General features: G+C 72.2%; 19 protein-coding genes. 15 read left to right on the forward strand and 4 right to left on the reverse strand.

Annotated elements, in window-relative coordinates:
* Positions 1-53 precede the first annotated feature (53 nt).
* The 8 genes from ISP_RS02380 to ISP_RS02415 all read left to right on the forward strand — a co-directional run bounded on the left by ISP_RS02380 (position 54) and on the right by ISP_RS02415 (position 6,925).
* The gene (locus tag ISP_RS02380; protein ID WP_013222400.1) at positions 54-872 is read left to right on the forward strand and encodes a thioesterase family protein; all 819 of its coding nucleotides are present in this window, start codon (positions 54-56) and stop codon (positions 870-872) included.
* 193 nt (positions 873-1,065) lie between these two features.
* Positions 1,066-1,878: a pyrroline-5-carboxylate reductase gene (gene proC / locus ISP_RS02385; RefSeq protein ID WP_013222401.1), complete on the forward strand. Its 813-nt coding sequence runs from the start codon at positions 1,066-1,068 to the stop codon at positions 1,876-1,878.
* Positions 1,879-2,071: 193 nt separating this feature from the next.
* A complete protein-coding gene (locus ISP_RS02390) occupies positions 2,072-2,287 on the forward strand; it encodes a helix-turn-helix domain-containing protein (protein ID WP_013222402.1) in 216 nt (71 codons plus the stop codon).
* A 166-nt stretch (positions 2,288-2,453) separates the two neighbouring features.
* Complete coding sequence (locus tag ISP_RS02395; RefSeq protein ID WP_007030867.1) at positions 2,454-2,555, forward strand: 30S ribosomal protein bS22; 102 nt, start codon at positions 2,454-2,456, stop codon at positions 2,553-2,555.
* 258 nt (positions 2,556-2,813) lie between these two features.
* Positions 2,814-3,857 carry an NAD-dependent epimerase/dehydratase family protein gene (locus ISP_RS02400; RefSeq protein WP_013222403.1) on the forward strand — a complete coding sequence of 348 codons (1,044 nt, stop codon included), beginning with the start codon at positions 2,814-2,816 and terminating at the stop codon, positions 3,855-3,857.
* Between the two features lie 77 nt (positions 3,858-3,934).
* Positions 3,935-4,978, forward strand: a complete 1,044-nt coding sequence (locus ISP_RS02405; RefSeq protein WP_013222404.1) for a lysophospholipid acyltransferase family protein — start codon at positions 3,935-3,937, stop codon at positions 4,976-4,978.
* Between the two features lie 55 nt (positions 4,979-5,033).
* Complete coding sequence (locus ISP_RS02410; protein WP_013222405.1) at positions 5,034-6,266, forward strand: sensor histidine kinase; 1,233 nt, start codon at positions 5,034-5,036, stop codon at positions 6,264-6,266.
* The gene (locus ISP_RS02415) at positions 6,254-6,925 is read left to right on the forward strand and encodes a response regulator transcription factor (RefSeq protein WP_013222406.1); all 672 of its coding nucleotides are present in this window, start codon (positions 6,254-6,256) and stop codon (positions 6,923-6,925) included. Before ISP_RS02410 ends, ISP_RS02415 begins: the two co-directional genes overlap by 13 nt.
* Here the strand turns inward: ISP_RS02415 and ISP_RS02420 are convergent.
* The 4 genes from ISP_RS02420 to ISP_RS02435 form a co-directional block, all read right to left on the reverse strand.
* Positions 6,915-7,814 carry a CPBP family intramembrane glutamic endopeptidase gene (locus tag ISP_RS02420; RefSeq protein WP_230468686.1) on the reverse strand — a complete coding sequence of 300 codons (900 nt, stop codon included), beginning with the start codon at positions 7,812-7,814 and terminating at the stop codon, positions 6,915-6,917. The genes ISP_RS02415 and ISP_RS02420 overlap by 11 nt on opposite strands.
* Positions 7,815-7,926: 112 nt before the next feature.
* Entirely contained in the window at positions 7,927-8,829 is a 903-nt protein-coding gene (locus ISP_RS02425; protein ID WP_034285915.1) for an HAD family hydrolase, read from the reverse strand.
* Positions 8,830-8,928: 99 nt separating this feature from the next.
* The gene (locus ISP_RS02430; protein ID WP_013222409.1) at positions 8,929-10,002 is read right to left on the reverse strand and encodes a DUF5667 domain-containing protein; all 1,074 of its coding nucleotides are present in this window, start codon (positions 10,000-10,002) and stop codon (positions 8,929-8,931) included.
* Positions 10,003-10,117: 115 nt separating this feature from the next.
* The gene (locus ISP_RS02435; protein ID WP_013222410.1) at positions 10,118-10,810 is read right to left on the reverse strand and encodes a sigma-70 family RNA polymerase sigma factor; all 693 of its coding nucleotides are present in this window, start codon (positions 10,808-10,810) and stop codon (positions 10,118-10,120) included.
* A 314-nt stretch (positions 10,811-11,124) separates the two neighbouring features.
* On the opposite strand from ISP_RS02435, the gene ISP_RS02440 reads away from it, so the two are divergent.
* The 7 genes from ISP_RS02440 to ISP_RS02470 all read left to right on the forward strand — a co-directional run bounded on the left by ISP_RS02440 (position 11,125) and on the right by ISP_RS02470 (position 19,790).
* Positions 11,125-12,636, forward strand: coding sequence for a long-chain-fatty-acid--CoA ligase (locus tag ISP_RS02440; RefSeq protein ID WP_013222411.1), 1,512 nt, complete (start codon positions 11,125-11,127; stop codon positions 12,634-12,636).
* Between the two features lie 18 nt (positions 12,637-12,654).
* On the forward strand, positions 12,655-12,891 hold the full coding sequence (locus ISP_RS02445; RefSeq protein ID WP_013222412.1) for a glutaredoxin family protein: 237 nt from the start codon (positions 12,655-12,657) through the stop codon (positions 12,889-12,891).
* Positions 12,892-12,966: 75 nt separating this feature from the next.
* Positions 12,967-14,523 carry a molybdopterin-dependent oxidoreductase gene (locus ISP_RS02450; protein WP_013222413.1) on the forward strand — a complete coding sequence of 519 codons (1,557 nt, stop codon included), beginning with the start codon at positions 12,967-12,969 and terminating at the stop codon, positions 14,521-14,523.
* A 361-nt stretch (positions 14,524-14,884) separates the two neighbouring features.
* The gene (locus ISP_RS02455; protein WP_013222414.1) at positions 14,885-15,808 is read left to right on the forward strand and encodes a redox-sensing transcriptional repressor Rex; all 924 of its coding nucleotides are present in this window, start codon (positions 14,885-14,887) and stop codon (positions 15,806-15,808) included.
* A gap of 73 nt (positions 15,809-15,881) precedes the next feature.
* Positions 15,882-17,189 carry a glutamyl-tRNA reductase gene (locus tag ISP_RS02460; RefSeq protein WP_013222415.1) on the forward strand — a complete coding sequence of 436 codons (1,308 nt, stop codon included), beginning with the start codon at positions 15,882-15,884 and terminating at the stop codon, positions 17,187-17,189.
* Positions 17,190-17,209: 20 nt separating this feature from the next.
* Positions 17,210-18,139, forward strand: coding sequence for a hydroxymethylbilane synthase (hemC, locus tag ISP_RS02465; protein WP_013222416.1), 930 nt, complete (start codon positions 17,210-17,212; stop codon positions 18,137-18,139).
* 118 nt (positions 18,140-18,257) lie between these two features.
* Positions 18,258-19,790, forward strand: a complete 1,533-nt coding sequence (locus ISP_RS02470; RefSeq protein WP_013222417.1) for a bifunctional uroporphyrinogen-III C-methyltransferase/uroporphyrinogen-III synthase — start codon at positions 18,258-18,260, stop codon at positions 19,788-19,790.
* Positions 19,791-19,831 lie beyond the last annotated feature (41 nt).

Here is a 19,831-nt window from a genome sequence, read left to right on the forward strand (position 1 = left end):
TTGCTCGTCACCTCCCCCGATTCCCGAAATGGCGCGGACCCTTCGTGAGCGGAATGGACGGCACCGCCGTGTCCTTCGACACGGCGAGTGCGGCGCGGTCGCTGGGGGACGGCACCTTCACCGCGGTGCTGCGTGCGGAATGGGCCATCGGTTCCCATCCGCACGGGGGTTTCCTGATTGCTTTGCTGGCCCGGGCGGCGATCGCCGCCCTGCACGAGCGCGGTGAGCCGCACGCGGAGCCGCTGGTCGTCAGCGCGGAATTCCTGCACGCGCCCGCGCTCGGCCCGGTGCTGCTGCGCACGGACGTCCGCAAGGTCGGCCGCCGGGCGACGGTGGTCGAGGTCCGGCTGGAGCAGCGCGGCCGCAGCTGCGTCGAGGCCAGGGTGACGACGGGCCGGCTCCCGATGCGCCGCCCGGAGTGGACCGACGTGCCGTCGATGCCGGCCGAGCCGCCGCCCGGGGCGCTGGCGATGGCGGAGAGCACCGAGGGGCCGTTCAACCTGGCCAAGGGGTGCGAGGTCCGGCTGGACCCGGCGACCGCGGGCTACCTGACGGGCCGCACCGACGAGCCACCCCGGATGCGGCTGTGGGTCCGGCCGCGGCACAGCCTGGTCGACCCGTACTTTTCGCTGCTGGCCTCCGACGTGAACCCGCCGGTGGTGATGAACCTCGGCCGCATCGGCTGGGCACCGACGGTCCAGCTGACGGCGCTGCTGCGCACCCGCCCGGCGCCGGGCTGGCTGCGCGTGGTGGTGGAGTCGAGATCGGTGCACGAGTCCTGGTTCGACTCGGACGCGACGGTGGTGGACGCACAGGGCCGGCTGGTGTGCCAGGCCCGGCAGCTGGGCCTGGCCCCGGCACCGGGCGGCTGAGGCCTGGTTGCGGCGGTCCTGGCGGCCGCGGTGGCTTCGCGGCCGACCGCCAACCCGCCGAGTGGCTCTGCCGCGCGAGTGAGGCGCGGTGCGAGCCCCGTCCCAGCGGCCAGGCGCGCCGCCGCGAGTCTGCCCTCCCGGCACCCTCGCCCCGGCACCACGCGCCCCCGGCGGGTTTGGCACGCTTGGCTTCATGACGGTCATCGCGGTGCTGGGTGCGGGCAAGATCGGTGAGGCGTTGCTCTCGGGGCTGCTGCACGGCGGCCACGAAGCCGGCGACCTCCTCTTCACCGAGCGGTACCCGGCCCGCGTCGAAGAGCTGACCAGCCGCTATGGCATCCAGGGCGTCGAGGTCGAGGACGCCGCCAAACGGGCCGATGTCCTCGTCGTCGCCGTCAAGCCGCAGGACATCGAGCCCGTTCTCGATGAACTCGCGCCGCTGCTCGGGCCGTCGTCGCTGGTGGTCTCGCTCTGCGCCGGGCTGCCCACCTCGCTCTACGAACGGCGGCTCGCCGAGGGCGTTCCCGTCGTGCGGGTCATGCCGAACACGCCGATGCTCGTCAACGAGGCCATGAGCGCCATCTCCGCCGGCCGGTACGCCACCGCCGAGCACCTCGCCGTGGTGCGGGACCTGCTCTCGCACGTCGGGCAGGTCGTCGAGGTGCCGGAAGGCCAGCAGGACGCCGTCACCGCGCTGTCCGGGTCCGGGCCCGCCTACTTCTTCTACCTGGTCGAGGCCATGATCGACGCCGGGATCCTGCTGGGGCTGCCGCGGGCGCTCGCCGGGCAGCTGATCATCCAGTCGGCCGTCGGCGCGGCGAAGATGCTCGCCGAATCCGACGAGCACCCGGTGCTGCTGCGCGAGGCCGTGACCTCGCCGGCGGGCACGACCATCAACGCCATCCGCGAGCTCGAGAAGCACGGCGTCCGGGCCGCGCTGCTGGCCGCCATCGAGGCCGCCAAGGACCGCTCCGTGGAGCTCGGTAAGGCGCACGACGAGGACTGATTTCGCCGGAAAGGGCGATCGCCCGGCTCTTGCACGCGCGGGTGCTTGTGCGTTAGCGCTGGTAGGAGCCCATCTCGGTGACAGGCGTCGCATTAGTCCCACCAGTCCCGCTACTCTCGATAGAGCACGTGCGTGTCGATACCACAGGTGGGGAAGCCTCGTGGCGCGACACGTGTCGAAGGACGCGGTAAACATGTCTCCGAACAAAAAGGAGGATTTGCCCGCTGTCGGGCAGGTCCAGTTTCTGACGGTTGCCGAAGTGGCCACGCTGATGCGGGTCTCCAAGATGACCGTCTACCGTCTCGTGCACTCGGGTGAGCTGCCCGCCGTCAGGGTCGGGAAGTCCTTCCGGGTGCCGGAGAAAGCAGTGCACGAGTACCTCCAAGGTGCCTACTACGACGTGGGTTGAACCGGCTGCCGGGCACGCCGTGGCCAGCGGCGCGCAGCGCTACGACGTGCCCGCCGACCGGCCCGCCACGGGTGACGGGTAACCTGGAAAACCGCTCGTGCCTGTGCGCTCCACCCGTTGGACGCTGCGCCGGGCAGCGTGACCGACGTCGACCTAAGGAGCGCCCATGGGCTCTGTGATCAAGAAGCGCCGCAAGCGCATGTCGAAGAAGAAGCACCGCAAGCTGCTTCGCCGCACGCGAGTGCAGCGTCGCAAGGCCGGCAAGTAAGACCCAGCCGTGCGTAGCCGTGGCCCGTCCAGTCTCTGGACGGGCCACGTCCATGTGGTGGGCAGGTCCGCCCGTTCGAGTGAGGCGTTCGTCGCTTTCCGGGGAAACCGGCGTTAATAGCACGTGAGACACCCCTGAGCTACCACTGAAGAGCGGTAACATCTCAAGGGCGTCCGCGCGATGCTTCCAGTGAGTGCAGGTTCGCGCGCCTCGGGTGACCGTCCACCCCGCCACACGCCCTACGCCGCAGGGAGTCGCATGCCGTCGAACATCGTGCTCGTCACCGGGGTCGCCGGGGAATTGGGCGGGAAACTGCTCGCCCGGCTGGGCAACAACTCCGACTTCGAACGGGTCATCGGTGTCGACACGGTGCCGCCCGACAAGACGGTCCTGCAGCGCATGGGCCACGCGGAGTTCGTCCGCGCGGATATCAGGAACCCGTTGATTGCCAAGGTGATCAGCACGGCCAAAGTGGACACGGTGGTGCACGCGTCCTGCACCGCGCACCCGGCCGGCCCGGGCCGCCGCACGGCGATCAAGGAAGTCAACGTCATCGGCACCATGCGGCTGCTCGCCGCCTGCCAGCGCTCCCCGCTGGTCCGGAAGCTGGTGGTCAAGTCGACGGCGGCGGTTTACGGCGCCGGCGCCCGCTCGCAGGCGGTGTTCACCGAGGACTCCGAGCTCATCCCCACCTCGACCAGCGGGTACGCGAAGGACGCCGTCGAGATGGAGGGGTACGTGCGCGGCCTGGTGCGCCGCCGCCCGGACATCACCACGACGCTGTTCCGCTTCGCCAACATCATCGGCCCGGAGACCGACACCGTCCTCGCGCGCTACTTCGCCCTGCCGGTGGTGCCGACGGTCTTCGGCTACGACGCGCGCATCCAGCTGCTGCACTCCACCGACGCGCTGTCCGTGCTGGAACGGGCGACCTTGACCGACAAACCCGGCGTGTTCAACGTCGGGGCGGAGGGGGTACTCACCCTCTCGCAGGCGATCCGGCGAGCCGGCCGGGTCGAGCTGCCGATGCCGCGGAGCGTGGTGCCCTCGGTCGGCAAGGTCCTGCGCGGCGCCCGCGTCGTGGACTTCTCCGCCGACCAGGTCCGGCTGCTGAACTTCGGCCGGGTCGTCGACATCGCCAAGCTGAAGCAGGAGTTCGGGTACACCCCGCGGTGGACCACGCGTGAGGCGTTCGACGACTACATCGTCGGACGCGGGCTCCGCCCGGTGCTCGACGGCGGCAAGCTGGCCGGACTGGCCGGCAAGGTTCTGGTGGCCGCCGCGACCGGACAGAGCCGATGAGAGCTTTTCCTGGGGTCCGGGTGGCGGAGCCCCCGGCCCGGAGCGAAGCTCCGGTTGTCACAGCCAGGCCGCACGACTTGGACGACTTCGAAAGCGAGGCGGGAACGGTGGGCGGTGCCGAGGCGCAGGTCATCCCCCTGCACGGACCGGGCCGGGAGAAGCCCGAGGCGGTGACGGCGGAGCAGGACCTGCGCGAGCAGGAAGCAGCCCGGGCCGACGCGCCGGTCGTCGCGTTCCCCGGTGGCGTCGACCAGGCGGGGCCGGACGAGCCCTCGGTTGAGGAGTCACTGTCGGACGCCGCGCGCTCGGCGCTCGGCTTCATCCGCGACCGGCTGACCGGCGACTACACGGTCGACGAGTTCGGCTTCGACGCCGAGCTCACCGAGGCGGTGTTCCTGCCGCCGCTGCGCGCGCTGTACAAGAAGTGGTTCCGCGTCGACACCCACGGCGTCGAAAACCTCCCGGCGGCAGGCGGCGCGCTGCTGGTGTCCAACCACTCGGGCACGATCCCGCTCGACTCCCTGATGACGGCGGTGGCGGTCCACGACGAGACCGGCGGCCGGCACCTGCGCGGCCTCGGCGCGGACCTGGTCTTCCAGCTGCCGCTCGTGGGGTCGTTCGCCCGCAAGTCCGGCCAGACGCTGGCCTGCCACGCGGACGCCGAGCGCCTGCTGCGCCAGGGCGAGCTGGTCGGGGTGTGGCCGGAGGGCTTCAAGGGCGTCGGCAAGCCGTTCGCTTCGCGCTACAAGCTGCAGCGCTTCGGCCGCGGCGGGTTCGTGTCGGCCGCGCTGCGCGCCGGCGTGCCGATCATTCCGGTGTCGGTGATCGGCGCCGAGGAGATCTACCCGAAACTCGGCGACATCAAGGTGCTGGCCCGGATGCTCGGGCTGCCGTACTTCCCGGTGACGCCGTTCTTCCCCATGCTGGGCCTGCTGGGCGCGGTCCCGCTGCCGACCAAGTGGAGCATCGAGTTCGGCGAGCCGATCGCGACGGACGCCTACGGCCCGGACGCCGTCGACGACCCGATGCTGGTGTTCCAGCTGACCGACCAGGTGCGGGAGTCGATCCAGCAGACGCTGTACCGGCGGCTTTCGCAGCGGAAGTCGGTCTTCCGCGGCTGAGCCCGTCACCCCGGCCGGAGCAGGTGTTCTATCCTCTCCGGGCCAGGAGGTGTGGATGGCCACCGAGGACGCGCGGCGCCGGCACCCGGTCGCGCGCGCCCGGGCCGCGCTGGACGCGCTCGAACGCCTCGTCGGCGGCATGGGAACCGCGATACTGGCCGTGGCCGCGCTGTTGTGGCTGCTCGGCTCGGCCGTGCTGTGCCTCGCCGGGATCGGCTTGCTGCTCGTCCCGTTGGGGTTGCGGCTGCTGCGCGTCGTGGCGGACCGGGAGCGGGCGCGGCTGGACATCCTGCCCCCGCCGCCGGTACCGCGCGGGCTGCGTGCCGCCCTCGCCGACGTCACCGTCCGGCGGGAGCTGGGCTGGCTCGGCTGCCACAGCACCTTCGGGCTGCTCCTCAGCCTGATCTCCCTCACCCTGGCCGTCGACGTGATGCACGACGCGTCGTTCCCGGTCTGGTGGTGGTTCGTCTCCCCCGGCGACGCCACTCCGGCCCAGGGGTTCTTCACGGCGACGGACTGGGGTGACGCCTTCGGGGTCTGCCTGTTCGGCGTTGCGACACTGGTCGTCTTGGTGCTGATCACGCCGGCGTTGGCCTGGTTGCAGGAGTGGCCGGCCAAGCGGCTGCTGGCGCCTCACCGGGGGACCGACCTCGCGCTGCGCGTCGCCGAGCTGACCGCCACGCGCGCGGCCGCGCTGGACGCCCACGCCGTCGAACTGCGGCGGATCGAACGGTCGCTGCACGACGGGACGCAGAACCGGCTGGTCGCGGTGAACGTGCTGCTCGGTGCGGCGAAGCGGGCGTTGACGCGGGATCCCGCCGCGGCCGAGGAGATCCTCGATCGCGCCCAGGACGCCGCCGAGCAGGCGCTCGCCGAACTGCGCGGGGTGGTGCGCAGTATCCTCCCGCCGGTGCTGACCGAACGCAGCCTTCCCGACGCGCTCAGCGCGCTGGCCGCCGACTGCCCGGTGGCCTGCCGGATCGACGCCGAGCTGCCCGGCAGGCCGGCCGTCTCGGTCCAGGTGACGGCCTACTTCGTGGTCGCCGAGGCGCTCACGAACGTCGCCAAGCACAGCGGGGCGAGCACGGCGACGATCCGGCTCCGCCGCGAGCGGGACCGGGTGCACGTGGAGGTCACCGACGACGGCCGCGGCGGGGCGCACGAGGACAGCGGGTCCGGGCTGACCGGCATCCGGCGCCGGGTCGAAGCCCACGACGGGTCGTTCGCACTGGCCAGCCCGGCCGGCGGCCCGACGACCCTGAGGGTGAGCCTGCCGTGCGGATCGTGATCGCCGAGGACGACCTGCTGCTGCGCGAGGGGGTCGCGATGCTGCTGCGCGCCGAGGGCGTCGACGTGCGGGCGGCGGTGGCCAACGCCGACGACTTCCTCGCCGCCGTGGACGAACACGCGCCGGATCTGGCCATTGTGGACGTCCGGATGCCGCCGACGCACACGGACGAGGGCATCGTCGCGGCCGTCGAGGCCCGCCGGCGGCAACCCGGCCTCGCGGTGCTGGTGCTTTCCGCGTACGTCGAGCAGGCGTTCGCCACGGAGCTGTTCTCCGACGGCGGCGCCGGGCTCGGCTACCTGCTGAAGGAACGCGTCGGCCGCGTCGAAGAGTTCTTGGAAGCCCTGCACCGGGTCGTGGACGGCGGTACGGCCATCGACCCGGAGGTGGTCGCCCAGCTGCTGACGCGCAGCCGCCCGGACAGCCGGCTCGAGCGCCTCAGCGCCCGGGAACGCGAAGTACTGGCGCTGATGGCGGAGGGCCTGGGCAACGGCGCGATCGCCGAACGGCTCGTCGTGACCGACGGCGCGGTGCACAAGCACATCCGCAGCATCTTCGCGAAGCTCGACCTCGCGCCGGCCGACCGGGCGGACCGGCGGGTGACCGCGGTGCTGCACTACCTGCGGGACACCGCCGGCCGCGGGCCGGTCAGGCGGTGAGTTCCGGTCGCCGGTAGCCGAGGCGCCCGCGCGTCGCGAGCAGCAGGACGAGAGCCACCGCCGTGGACGCGAGCAGGAACGCGTGCGTCGTGTCGCGGCTCGACAGGCCCGGGAACATCTCCGACCAGGCCAGCGAGAAGAAGTTGTTCACGCTCGTGTGCAGCAGCATCGCCAGCGGCAGGCTCTGGCCGGTGCGGTTGAACACCCACGTCATGATGATGCTGAACGTGACGCAGGTGGCGATGAACTCCAGCGGGGTCAGCCAGGTGACGTCCGGCCAGCCGCCCCACTCGGTGAAGAACAGCGGCAGGTGCCACACGCCCCACAGCGGGCCCAGGATCAGCGTGCCACCCAGCGGCCCGTAGCGGTGCTGGAGCCGGGGGAGGGCGAAATCCCGCCAGCCCGGTTCCTCCGCCAGGCCCGTCGTGAGCAGCTGCAGGATCAGGCCCGGCACGTAGGCCACCAGCGTCGCCACCGCCGGCAGCACGGGGTTCTGCTCCGACAACGCCACCGTGGCGATCGTCAGCAACGCCGGCACGCTGAGCACCACCCCGACGTACCAGAGCCAGCTGACGCGCCACTTGAACAGCCGCGCGGTCCAGCGGCGGAGCCCGGTGCGCCCGTCGGCGACCGCCGTCACGAAGAACGCCGCGCCGATCGGGCCGAGGTAGGCGCCGGGCAGGACGCCGGCGAACTGCGCCGTGCCGAGCACCTCCGGGAAGCGGAAGGGCAGCACGCCCAGCCCGTTGCCGGACAGGATGTACGGCGTCCACGCGAGCCAGCTCAGCAGGTTGGCCAGGACGAAGAACCACGTCAACGGGCGACGGCGGATGCCGTCCCGCCAGCCGCCGTCGGTCCGTTCTTCTCCGATTTCCACACGGGTCGCCACCACACTGTCCCTTCGGGAAAGCCGTTTTCCGATGGCAGAAGCACACCAGTCACCGGCGGGTGCGGTCACTCCCGCGGACACCCGAAGGGTGGTACAGCAGGCTGTACCGGAGTCAGCGGCGGCGGTAGGCCATGCCCGCCGCCACGGCGCCGGCCAGCGCCCCGGCCCCGAGCACCGAAGGCACGCCGATCTTCGCCGCCTTGCGGCCGGTGCGGAAGTCGCGGATCTCCCAGCCGCGGGCCCTGGCCACGTCCCGCAGGCCGCCGTCCGGGTTGACCGCCACCGCGGTGCCCACCGCCGAGAGCATCGGGATGTCGTTCGCCGAGTCCGAGTACGCCGTGCAGCGCTTGAGGTTCAGCCCCTCGCGGGAGGCCAGGGCCCGCACCGCGTGCGCCTTCGCGCGGCCGTGCAGCAAGTCCCCGACGAGACGGCCGGTGTACACGCCGTCGCGCGTCTCCGCGACCGTGCCCAGCGCCCCGGTGAGCCCCAGTCGGCGGGAAATGATCGCCGCCAGCTCGATCGGGGTGGCCGTCACCAGCCACACGCGCTGGCCGGCGTCGAGGTGCATCTGGGCCAGTGCGCGCGTGCCGGACCAGATCTTGTCCGCCATCAGCTCGTCGTAGATCTCTTCGCTGATCGACGTCAGCTCCGCCACCGTGCGCCCGGCCACAAAGGACAGTGCGCGCTCGCGGTGGGTCTTGATGTCCTCTTTGTTCTCGCGGCCGCCGAGGCGAAACTTGATCTGGCCCCAGACGAACCCGGCGAGGTCCGACGACGTGAAGAACTTGCGCGCCGCGAGCCCGCGGGCGAAGTAGAAGATCGACGCGCCCATCATCATCGTGTTGTCGACGTCGAAGAACGCGGCCGCGGTCAGGTCCGGCGGGGCCGGCGGGACGGCGGGCTCGGCGGCTTCGGAGACCACACGGGCGTGGGCAGCTTCGGCCGACGCCTCGCCGGCGAGCGCGGCGAGCCGTTCCAGCTCCTGACTCTTATCCCTGCCACGCCAAGCTGACACGCACACCGCCTCCACGTCTGCCCACGTCCGGCCACGTTCCGGGTCCTTTGCACAGCGTAGCGAGCTGCCCACCGCGCCGTCGCAGGTGTGGGCCGGACCTCAGCCGATCACGATCGGCGGCAGGCCCGGCAGCAGCGGCGGGATCGACAGCAGCGGCGGCGAGGGCGTGGTGGTGGTCGTCACCGGCGGCCGGGAGGTCGTCGACGGCGGCTGGCCGAACACCGGCGGCGGCGTCACCCCGCCGGTCGGTGCGGGGATGCCCGGGGTCGCCGCGGCGTCCGACGGCGGCAGCTGCGTGCCCGTCGCGGTCGGTGCCGTGCTGTCCTGCGACGAGGGCGAGACCGACGCCGAGGTCGGCTGGCTGCCGGCGGACGGGAGGGGCCGCTGCGTGCACTCGCCGGTCGCCGGGAGCGGACCCAGCTCGTCGGACGTGCCGGCGGTGATCCGGTAGCAGTTCATCCGCGCCACCAGGCCGCTGGCGCGCTCCTGGACCTTGCCCAGCAGGTCCCGGACGTTGCCGAACACCGGCGCCGCGCCGGCCGGGAGCGGTTGCGCGCCCAGCCTCGCCGCCTGGTTGCGCGCCCACAGCCGGACGTCGGACAGCGCCTGCGTGCCGTTGCCGTCGCTGGTCGCCGCGGCGAACATCTGGGCGACGCCGGCCTGCAGGTCGGCGGCGAAGTCGTCGTACGCGGTCCGGTAGTCGGCTTCGTTCGCGCCTTCGGCGGCCAGCTCGCCGAGTTCGGTGATCCGGTTGGTGGCGAATTCGAGGTGCTTGCGCGCTTTCTGCTGGTCTCCGAACGTCAGGCCCAGCGCGGTCGACTCGCCGGCGCGCTTGACGTTGTACAGCGGGTCGCCGGGCAGCGCGGTGCGCGAGAGCACCAGCGTCAGCCCCGAGAGGACGAGGAAGAGGAACAGCGCGGCGGCCACCAGGTCGGCGGTCCGCGGCCGCCACCTCCGACGTGGGGTGGTGGCCGCCGCCGTCTCCAGGCGGCCCGCGATCTCCGCGCGGATCCGCTGCCGGGTTTCCAGGTCCGGGGCCCCGGCCGCGCCGAGGTCGCGCAGCGCGCCGACGAGCGCGAGTTCGTCGGCGAACTCGCCGTCGCGGCGGACCGGCGACGGTTCCAGGGCGCGCGCGAACCGCTCGCTCTCGGCTCGCTCACGCGCAAACCTCACGGCGCTGCTCTCCATCCCGGGCTTCGGCCGGTCTTGACACCGGTCTGCGTGGGGTAACGATCCAGAAGCCGCCAGGGTTACCGGTTTCGGCCGACGAGCGGAAAAGTTCGCGGGTTCAGCGCAATCCGGTGGGCAGAAGTTGTGCCAATCGGCGCACGGCACGGTGCTGGAGCGCCTTGATCGCCCCTTCGTTGCGGTTCATGATCTCGGCCGTCTCGGCCACGGACAGGCCCTGCAGGAACCGCAGGACGATGCATTCCCGCTGGTCTTCGCCCAGTTCCGCGACGCAGCGCAGCAGCTCGGCCCGGGTGGCGCGGCTGATCGCCTCCTGCTCGGGGCCCACCTGGACGGTCGCGCCGACGCTGAAGGGCGCCGAACCGGGCTCGGTCACCTCGTCGGTGACCACTTCGAGCTTGAACCGGCTCGACTTCACGTGGTCGAGCACGAGGTTGCGGGCGATGGTGACGAACCAGGCCCCGACGTCACGCCCTTGGTAGCTCACCGACGTGATGCGGCGCAGCGCGCGCAGGAACGTCTCGCTGGTGACGTCCTCGGCGAGGTCGCGGTCACCGAGCCGGAACAGCACGTAGCGGTAGACGACGTCGACGTACCGGTCGTAGAGCCGGCCGAAGGCGGACGAGTCGCCGTCCTGCGCGGCCCGCACCAGGTCCCACGCCTCGGCCTTCGCCGCCTCGGCGCGCTCGTCGTCGGCGGCCTGCCTGCTCAGCGGCACGGCCGACGTCCGCCCGAAGACACGCTCGGCGAACATGGAGACGGGCCCGCGGCTGAGGGCGGTCGGGACGGTCATCGGGCGGCACCTCCGGCGGTGGCTTCGGCCCAGCGGGCCTCGGTACCCCCGGAATCCGGACGAGCAGGGGCCGGCCGGCTCGCGTGCCCCACGACCTCGTGGGCAGGCAAGTTCCTCACGGCGACTCCCTCTCTCCGGTCGCGACGGTGATCAACAACACCGGCGCGACGCAGTGCAGCATACGTGTAGTTACCGCTAAGTAGGTAGTGGTTCCGGGGTTGCGCAGACGCGACGCTCGCGGTCAGCACCCATGACGTCGCTTCAGATGACAGACTTGCAACGGTTCGCGCCGGGCGAGGAGAGGCAGGTCGCGGGTGAGTGCTCCAGAGGGGACGCAGCCGGGGGTCGGCGGGCTGCTCACACGGGCCGCGGGCACCTGGCCGGAGCACCCGGCCGTGCTCGAGACCGGCACCGGACGCGGCCTGAGCTACCGCCAGGTCGACGCGGCCGCCCACGCCCAGGCCCGCCGGCTGGCGGAGGCGGGCGTCGAGCCGGGCGACCGGGTGGGGCTGCGGCTGCCGACGTCGGTGGACTTCGTGGTCGCTTTCTTCGGCGCGCTGCGGGCGGGGGCGATCGTCGTGCCGCTCTCGCCGCAGGTGCCCGGGCCTGAACTCGCGAAGCTGCTCGAGCACAGCGGCGCGAAGGTCGTCGTCCAGCGCGATGCGGACGAGGACCTCCCGGACGGCGTGAGCGGTCTCACGCCCGTGGGTGACCCGGACGGAGGAGGCGAGTTCGCCGACGCCGGCCGGTCCGGGGAGGACATCGCGGTCGTTTCGTACACGTCGGGCACCACCGGGCCGCCGCGCGGGGTGATGCTGTCGCACCGCGCGCTGCTGGCGAACCTCGAGCAGATCGGCGCGGTCGAGGGCGTCCTCGAACACGACGACCGGGTGCTGATCACCATCCCGCTCTTCCACGTCTACGGCCTCGGGCCCGGCCTCCTGCAGGCGACCGCCGTCGGTGCGACCGCGGTCCTCTCGGAGCGCTTCGAGGCCCAGCGGACGCTGGACGACTGCGCCGGACACGGCGTCACCTCGATCACCGGCGTCCCGACGATGTACGGGGAGTTCGCGGCGCTCGGCGCCGACGAGCTCCGCCGCGGTCTGGCCACCGTGCGGCGGATGACCTCGGGCGCCGCGCCGCTGCACCCGAAGGTGCTGACCGCCATCCGCGAGGCCACCGGCCTCGACGTCTACGAGGGCTACGGCCTCACCGAATGCGCGCCGGTGGTGACCTCGACGCTGGTCACCGGCTACCCGAAGCCGGGCTCGGTCGGGCGGCCGCTGCCCGGGATCGAGCTGCGGCTGGTGGACAGCGACGGCACCGACCAGGCCGTGCCGCTCGACCCGGACGACGTCGACGACGTCTTCGAAGCCGATGGCGAGACCGGCCTGGTGTCGATCCGCGGCGCCAACCTCTTCTCCGGCTACTGGCCCGACGGCGGCCACGGCCCCGACGACGAGGGCTGGTTCCGCACCGGCGACGTCGGCTACCTCGACACCGACGGTGACCTGCACCTGGTCGACCGGGCCAACGACCTGATCATCGTCAACGGCTTCAACGTCTTCCCGCGCGAGGTGGAAGAGGTCATCGGGCAGCTGCCGGAGGTGGCCGAGGCCGCGGTCGTCGGCGTCGTCGACGAGCGCAGCGGCGAAGCGGTGAAGGCGGTCGTCGTGCCGGCGACCGGGGCGGCGCTGTCCGAGCAGCAGGTCGCCGACCACTGCGCGGCCCACCTGGCCGGCTACAAGGTGCCGCACCTGGTCGAGTTCGCCGAGTCGCTGCCGCACTCGGCCACCGGGAAGCTGCGCCGCCTGCGGTTGCGGTAGGTGCGGTAGGAAGGACGCATGGCGCACGAAGTGACGGTGATGGGCCGGGACGGTTGCCACCTCTGCGAGGTCGCCGAGGCGGAGGTCGCCCGGATCTGCGGTGAGCTCGGCGTCACCTGGAAGGCCGAGGACGTCGACACCGACCCGGAATGGCGGGCGGAGTACGGCGATCGCGTCCCGGTGATCCTGGTCGACGGCGCCGAGCACGGGTACTGGCGCGTCGAAGAGGACCGGCTCCGGCGCGCGCTCGCCTGACCCCACGCCGAGCCGTAACACGTCCGTAAGCCACATCGGCCCGCCGCGGCGGGCGCGTGCTCCGAAGATGGAGACGTGAGCACTCTGCAGGACGCGCCCCCCGAGGCGCCGCGTCGGCTTTCGCTGCCGGTCGCGACGCTGATCGGCCTCCTCGCGCTGGCCGCCGCCCTCGGCGTCGGCCACCTGATCGCGGGCTTCGTCGGGTACACGGCGTCGCCGTTCATCGCGGTGGCCAACTACGTCATCGACCACAGCCCGACCGCCGTCGTGAAGTGGGCCGAGCGGACGCTGGGCACCTGGGACAAGCCGGTGCTCAAGCTCGGGCTCGGGGTGGTGCTGGTCCTGTTCGCGCTGGTCGCCGGGCAGCTTTCGCGCCGGACGCCGCGGGCCGGGCAGGTGCTCGTCGCCGTCCTCGGCGTCGCCGGCGTCGCGGCCGTGTACGTGCGCAGCGACCTCGGCCAGGTTTCGCTGCTCGCGCCGGTCGCCGCCCTGGTCGCCGGGCTCGCGGTGTTCACCTTCCTGCACCGGCTCGCGCTGCCGGTCGACGTCGTCGGCGAGCGGGGGTTCGACCGCCGCAAGTTCCTGCGCGCCGGGGTCGGCGTCGCCGCCGGATCGGGGATCGCCGCCGTCGTCGGCCAGGTCGCCGGGACCAGCAAGAACGCCGAGGACTCCCGGGCCGCCGTGGGGCCGCTCGTCCCCGCGCGCACCGCGCCGCCGCTGCCCGCGGACGCCGACTTCGCGAAGCTCGGCTCGCCGCCGTTCCTCACGCCGAACGCGGACTTCTACCGCATCGACACCGCGCTGGTCGTCCCGCAGATCCGCACCGAGGACTGGAGCCTCAAGATCCACGGGATGGTCGACCGCGAGGTGAGCTTCTCCTACGCCGACATCCGCAACCGGCCGCTGGTCGAGCGCCGCGTCACGCTGACCTGCGTCTCCAACGAGGTCGGCGGCCCGCTGATCTCGAACGCCACCTGGCTCGGCGTCGACCTCGTCGACCTGCTCGACCAGGCAGGCGTGCAGCCGGGCGCCGAGCAGATGTTCGCCACCAGCGTCGACGGCTGGACGTGCGGCACCCCGGCGAACGTCGCGCTCGACCCGGACCGCGGCGCGATGCTGGCGATCGGGATGAACGGCGAGCCCCTGCCGGTCGAGCACGGCTTCCCGGCGCGGATCGTCATCCCCGGCCTGTACGGCTACGTGTCGGCGACGAAGTGGGTCGAATCGCTCGAATTCACCCGGTGGGACGCCCGCCAGGCGTACTGGCTCAGCCGGGGGTGGGCCGAGCAGGCGCCGATCAAGACCGAATCGCGGATCGACACGCCACACGGGTTCGCCGGCGTCACGGCGGGCAAGGTCCGGCTGACCGGCACGGCGTGGGCGCAGCACACCGGCATCGCGAAGGTCGAGGTCCGGCTGGACCAGGGCCCGTGGCAGCCGGCGACGCTGGCGGCGGAGGTGAGCAAGGACACCTGGCGGATGTGGTGGATCGAGCTCGACGTGCCGAAGGGGACGCACCAGGCGTCCGTCCGGGCCACCGACCAGGACGGCTACACGCAGACGGAGAACCGCGCCGACCCCGTCCCCGACGGCGCCACCGGCTGGCACTCGGTCACCCTCGACGCCCGCTGAGCCCGGCCCTCCGGAGGCGGCTGCCGACCAGTGCGCCGGAGCCGTTCACCGGCCCAGGCGGGCCGCTCGCCGCGTGGCCCGGCGCCGGCGCCGGCCGGCATTCGATCACCGCCGGTGCGCGCCGGAGCCGGAAGTGCCTGCCGGGCAAGGATTCTGACGCCGTGTCGTGATCGCCGCCGCCCTCTCGGCGCCCGGGAACCGCCTCCGACCAGTGACTTTGTGCGTGCGTTCACAAGTGGTCTACCGTAGGACTCCTCGCCCGGAGCGGGCCGGTATCGAACCGGACTCCGGGCCCTGGGTCAAGACACAGTTCCGAATGGCGATGGCCGCCAGACGTGCACAGCGGGCAGGAGACTACGGCGTGGTGACACAGCGGGGGAGGCGCGATGCGGCGGACTCCCCGGGCCGGGCACCCCGGCGGCCCCGCCGCCCGGCCGGCCTCGACGCCGACAACGCTCCCACCGCCGAAATGCCCGCGGTACCCACCGGTGAGCCGGGCCGCAACGGGGATGCCCCCGAGGCCGTCCGGGCGAAGTCGATCCCCGAGGCCGCCGTCGCGCGGCTGGCCGTTTACCTCCGGGTGTTGTCCGCAATGTCCGAACAGGGCGCGACGACCGTTTCCAGCGAAGAGCTGTCGCAAGCCGCCGGCGTCAATTCCGCGAAGCTGCGCAAAGACCTCTCCTACCTGGGCTCCTACGGCACCCGTGGAGTCGGCTACGAGGTCGGCGTCCTGGTCAGCCAGATCGAGCGCATCCTCGGCCTGACCCGGCAGCACAAGGTTGCAGTGGTCGGGATCGGCAACCTGGGCCACGCACTGGCCAACTACGGCGGCTTCCCGGGGCGCGGCTTCCCGGTCGAAGCGCTGTTCGACCTGGACGCGGACCTGATCGGCGTGCCGGTCGGTGGCCTCCCGGTGTCGCACATGGACGACATTCCGCGCATTTGCGCCGAACGCGGCATTTCCATCGGTGTGATCGCCACTCCGCCCACCGCGGCGCAATCGGTGTGTGACCGGCTGGTCGCGGGCGGTGTCCAGTGCATCCTCAACTTCGCTCCCGTCGTGCTGCAAGTTCCTGCTCACATCGAGGTCCGCAAAGTGGATTTGGCCGTGGAGCTGCAGATACTCTCGTTCCATGTGGCCCGCCGCGCGGACAGTGAAGGTCCGGCCGCCGGCAGTCAGGGCAATTCCGGATTACCCGGTGCGGTGGTGCCGTCCGAGAATGGGAACGGCAGGCGGAACGGCGCGGGTCCGGACGGCGGACGGGAAATGGTGGTGCGCTCATGAGCGAGCTTGCGAGTGAATCATTCAACACAGCGCAGCCGCTCAGGCGCTCGCCGAGCGTCAGCGAGGTGACGGCATGAGCGTGTTGGCGGTCGGGCTCTCGCATCGGAGTGCGGAGCTGAGCACGCTCGAGCGCGTCGCGGTGCCCGCGCCCGAGATCGGCAAGGTCCTCGACGAGCTGCAGCAGGCCGAGCACGTCAGTGAGGTCGTGCTCGTCTCGACCTGCAACCGGATCGAGGTCTACGCGGTCGTCGAGACCTTCCACGGCGGCCTCAACGACGTGTCCGAAGTGCTCGCCCGCCAGGCCGGGATGGCGCCCGCCGAGCTCTACGAGACCCTGTACGTGCACTACGCCGGTGCCGCCGTGGAGCACCTGTTCTCTGTCACTTCGGGCCTGGACTCGATGGTCGTCGGCGAGACGCAGATCCTCGGCCAGATCCGCTCCGCCTACGCCACCGCGCGCGAGGCCGGCACCGTCGGCCGCACGCTGCACGAGCTCATCCAGACCGCGCTGCGCGTCGGCAAGCGCGTGCACACCGAGACCGGGCTCGACCAGCTCGGCGCGTCGGTCGTCTCCGAAGCGCTCGCCGCGGCCGGGGACGTCACCGGCAAGCACGCGGTCATCGTCGGCGCCGGCTCGATGGGCGCGCTGAGCGCGTCGCAGCTGCGGAAGGCCGGGATCGGCGAGATCAGCGTGGCCAACCGGACCGACGCCCGCGCCCGCCGGCTCGCCGCGAACGTCACCGAACAGGGCGTGCCGGCCCGGGCGATCCCGCTGTCAGCCGTCGCCGGCACGGTCCGTGACGCCGACATCGTCATCTGCTGCACCGGGGCGCAGGACGCCGTCTTCGGCCCCGGGCACGTGCTGCCGCGTGGCGGCCGGGACCTCGTCGTCTGCGATCTGGGCCTGCCCCGCGACGTCGACCCGGAGGTCGGCGAGCTCGCCGGCGTCCGGGTGGTCGACCTGGCCACCATCCAGCGCCGGATGCGCGAGGCGGGGACGCCGACCACCGAGCGCCAGACCGCCAAGGCGACCGGGATCGTCCTCGACGAGGTGCGCGACTACCTCGCCGGGCAGCGCAGCGCCGAGGTGACGCCGACGGTGACCGCGCTGCGCCGCCGCGCGGCCGAGGTCGTCGACGCCGAGCTGCTGCGGCTCGACAACCGCCTGCCCGACCTGGACGGCGCCGTCCGCGAGGAGGTCGGCCGCACGGTCCGCCGGGTGGTCGACAAGCTGCTGCACGCGCCGACGGTGCGGGTCAAGCAGCTGGCCGCGGAGACGGCCGACACCGACTACGCGAACGCGTTGCGCGAACTGTTCTGCCTCGACCCGCAGGCGCCCGCCGCGGTGACGAGCCCGAAGCCCCCACCAGAGAAGAAGTAGTAGTGACCAGAGTCATTCGCATGGGTACGCGTGGTTCGAAGCTCGCCCTCACCCAGACCGGGACCGTCGCCGACGCCCTGCGCGCCACCGGCGTCGAGGTCGAGATCGTCAAGGTGACCACCCCCGGCGACAAGTCGCTGGCGCCGATCGCGACGATCGGGGTCGGCGTGTTCACCTCCGCGCTGCGGGAAGCCTTGCTGCGCAACGAGGTCGACGTCATCGTCCACTCCTACAAGGACCTGCCGACGGCGCCGGAGCCCGGGATCACGCTGGCCGCCGTGCCGCCCCGCGAAGACCCGCGGGACGCGCTGATCGCGCGCGACGGGCTCACGCTGGGTGAGCTGCCGCCGGGTTCGACGGTGGGCACGGGGGCCGCGCGGCGCACCGCGCAGCTGCGTGCGCTGGGTCTCGGTTTGGAAATCGTGCCGATTCGCGGCAATATCGACACCCGCATGCGCAAGGTGACCGACGGCGAGCTCGATGCCGTGGTGCTGGCGCGTGCCGGACTGGCCAGGGTCGGACTGGTCGAGGCGATCACCGAGACCCTCGACCCGATCCAGATGCTGCCCGCGCCCGCACAGGGTGCACTGGCGGTGGAGTGCCGGTCCGCCGACGTGGACCTCGAGCACCTGCTCCGGTCCACTTTGGACGACGAGGGCACGCGGGCCGCGGTGACGGCCGAGCGGGCCCTGCTGGCCGCGCTCGAGGCGGGGTGCAGTGCGCCGGTGGGCGCGCTCGCCGAGATCGTCGAAGATCTCGACGCCGAGGGCAAGGTCGTGGAACGGATCTCGCTGCGCGGCACCGCCGCGATCGAGGGCGAGGAAGGTGCGGTGGACATGGTCCGGGCCATCGCACTGGCCGACAAGGACCAGGCTGCCCAGCTGGGCAAGGACCTGGCCGCCGAGCTGCTGGACCTCGGAGCCGGAGCCCTCTCCGGTCCCGCTCAGTAGCGCTCTCGCGAGCGCTTTTCGAAGGCTGTAGCTCTGAAAAGAGTGCTTCGAAAGACATTCATAGGAGACCTGCGGCCAGGCGATCGGGCACGGCCGCCGCAAGAGGAGAAACGCACAGATGACCCCCGCGCGAAAGACCACCGGGCGCGTAGCGTTCGTGGGCTCCGGCCCCGGCGACGCCGGCCTGCTCACGGTCCGTGCCCAGGAGCTGCTGACCAAGGCCGAAGTGGTGGTGACCGATCCCGACGTGCCGCAGTCCGTGCTGGCCATGGCCGCCGAAGGCGCCGAGGTCCGGCCCGCCGTCGGCGAGGCCACCGAGGTCGCCAAGGACCTGACCACCGAGGCCAAGGCCGGCCGGCTGGTGCTGCGGCTGGTCGCGGGCGACCCGCTGACCACCCCGGCCGTGGTGGCCGAGGTCCAGGCGGTCGCGCGCACGAGTGCCGTGTTCGACGTCATCCCGGGTGTCTCCCCGGCCGCGGCCGTCCCGGCGTACGCGGGCGTCGCGCTGGGCGGCACGCACACCGAGGTCGACGTCCGCGGTGACGTCGACTGGGCGGCCCTGGCCGCCGCGCCCGGCCCGCTGGTGCTGCACGCGACGTCGGCGCACCTGGCCGAGGCCGCGTCGGCGCTGACCGGCAACGGCGTCCCGGCGTCGACCCCGGTCGCGGTCACCGCGAACGGCACCATCAACACCCAGCGCACCCTCGACACCACGCTCGAGAAGGTCGCCAACGACGCCGGCGAGCTCGTCGGGCCGCTGATCGTCACGATCGGCCAGGCCGCCGGGCAGCGCTCGAAGCTGTCGTGGTGGGAGTCGCGGTCGCTCTACGGCTGGAAGGTCCTGGTGCCGCGCACCAAGGAGCAGGCCGGCGAGATGGCCGAGCGCCTGCGCGGCCACGGCGCGACGTCGCACGAGGTGCCGACCATCTCGGTCGAGCCGCCCCGCAGCCCGGCGCAGATGGAGCGGTCGGTCAAGGGCCTGGTCGACGGCCGCTACCAGTGGATCGTCTTCACCTCCACCAACGCGGTCCGCGCGGTGTGGGAGAAGTTCGAGGAGTTCGGCCTGGACGCCCGCGCGTTCTCCGGCGTGAAGATCGCCTGTGTGGGTGAGTCGACCGCGGCGAAGGTGCGCTCGTTCGGCATCATCCCGGAGCTGATCCCCTCGGGCGAGCAGTCGTCCGAAGGCCTGCTGGCCGAGTTCCCGCCGTACGACGACGTGCTGGACCCGGTCGACCGCGTGCTGCTGCCGCGGGCCGACATCGCCACCGAGACGCTGTCGGCCGGCCTGCGCGAACGCGGCTGGGAGATCGACGACGTGACGGCCTACCGGACCGTCCGGGCGGCGCCGCCGCCCGCCGAGACCCGCGAGATGATCAAGACCGGCGGCTTCGACGCGGTCTGCTTCACCTCGTCCTCGACCGTGCGGAACCTGGTCGGCATCGCCGGCAAGCCGCACACCCGCACGCTGGTCGCGTGCATCGGCCCGAAGACCGCCGAGACCGCGGTGGAGTTCGGGCTCCGGGTCGACGTCCAGCCGGAGAAGGCGGACGTCCCGCACCTGGTGGACGCGCTGGCCGAGCACGCCGCGCGGCTTCGCGCGGAAGGTGCACTGCCGCCGCCGCGGAAGGCGAAGCGGGCCCGCCGCTCCTGAGGTTCGACGTGCCGAAGGCCGCCCCGGTTCGCCGGGGCGGC

Source organism: Amycolatopsis mediterranei (assembly GCF_026017845.1).
GTDB classification, from domain to species: domain Bacteria; phylum Actinomycetota; class Actinomycetes; order Mycobacteriales; family Pseudonocardiaceae; genus Amycolatopsis; species Amycolatopsis mediterranei.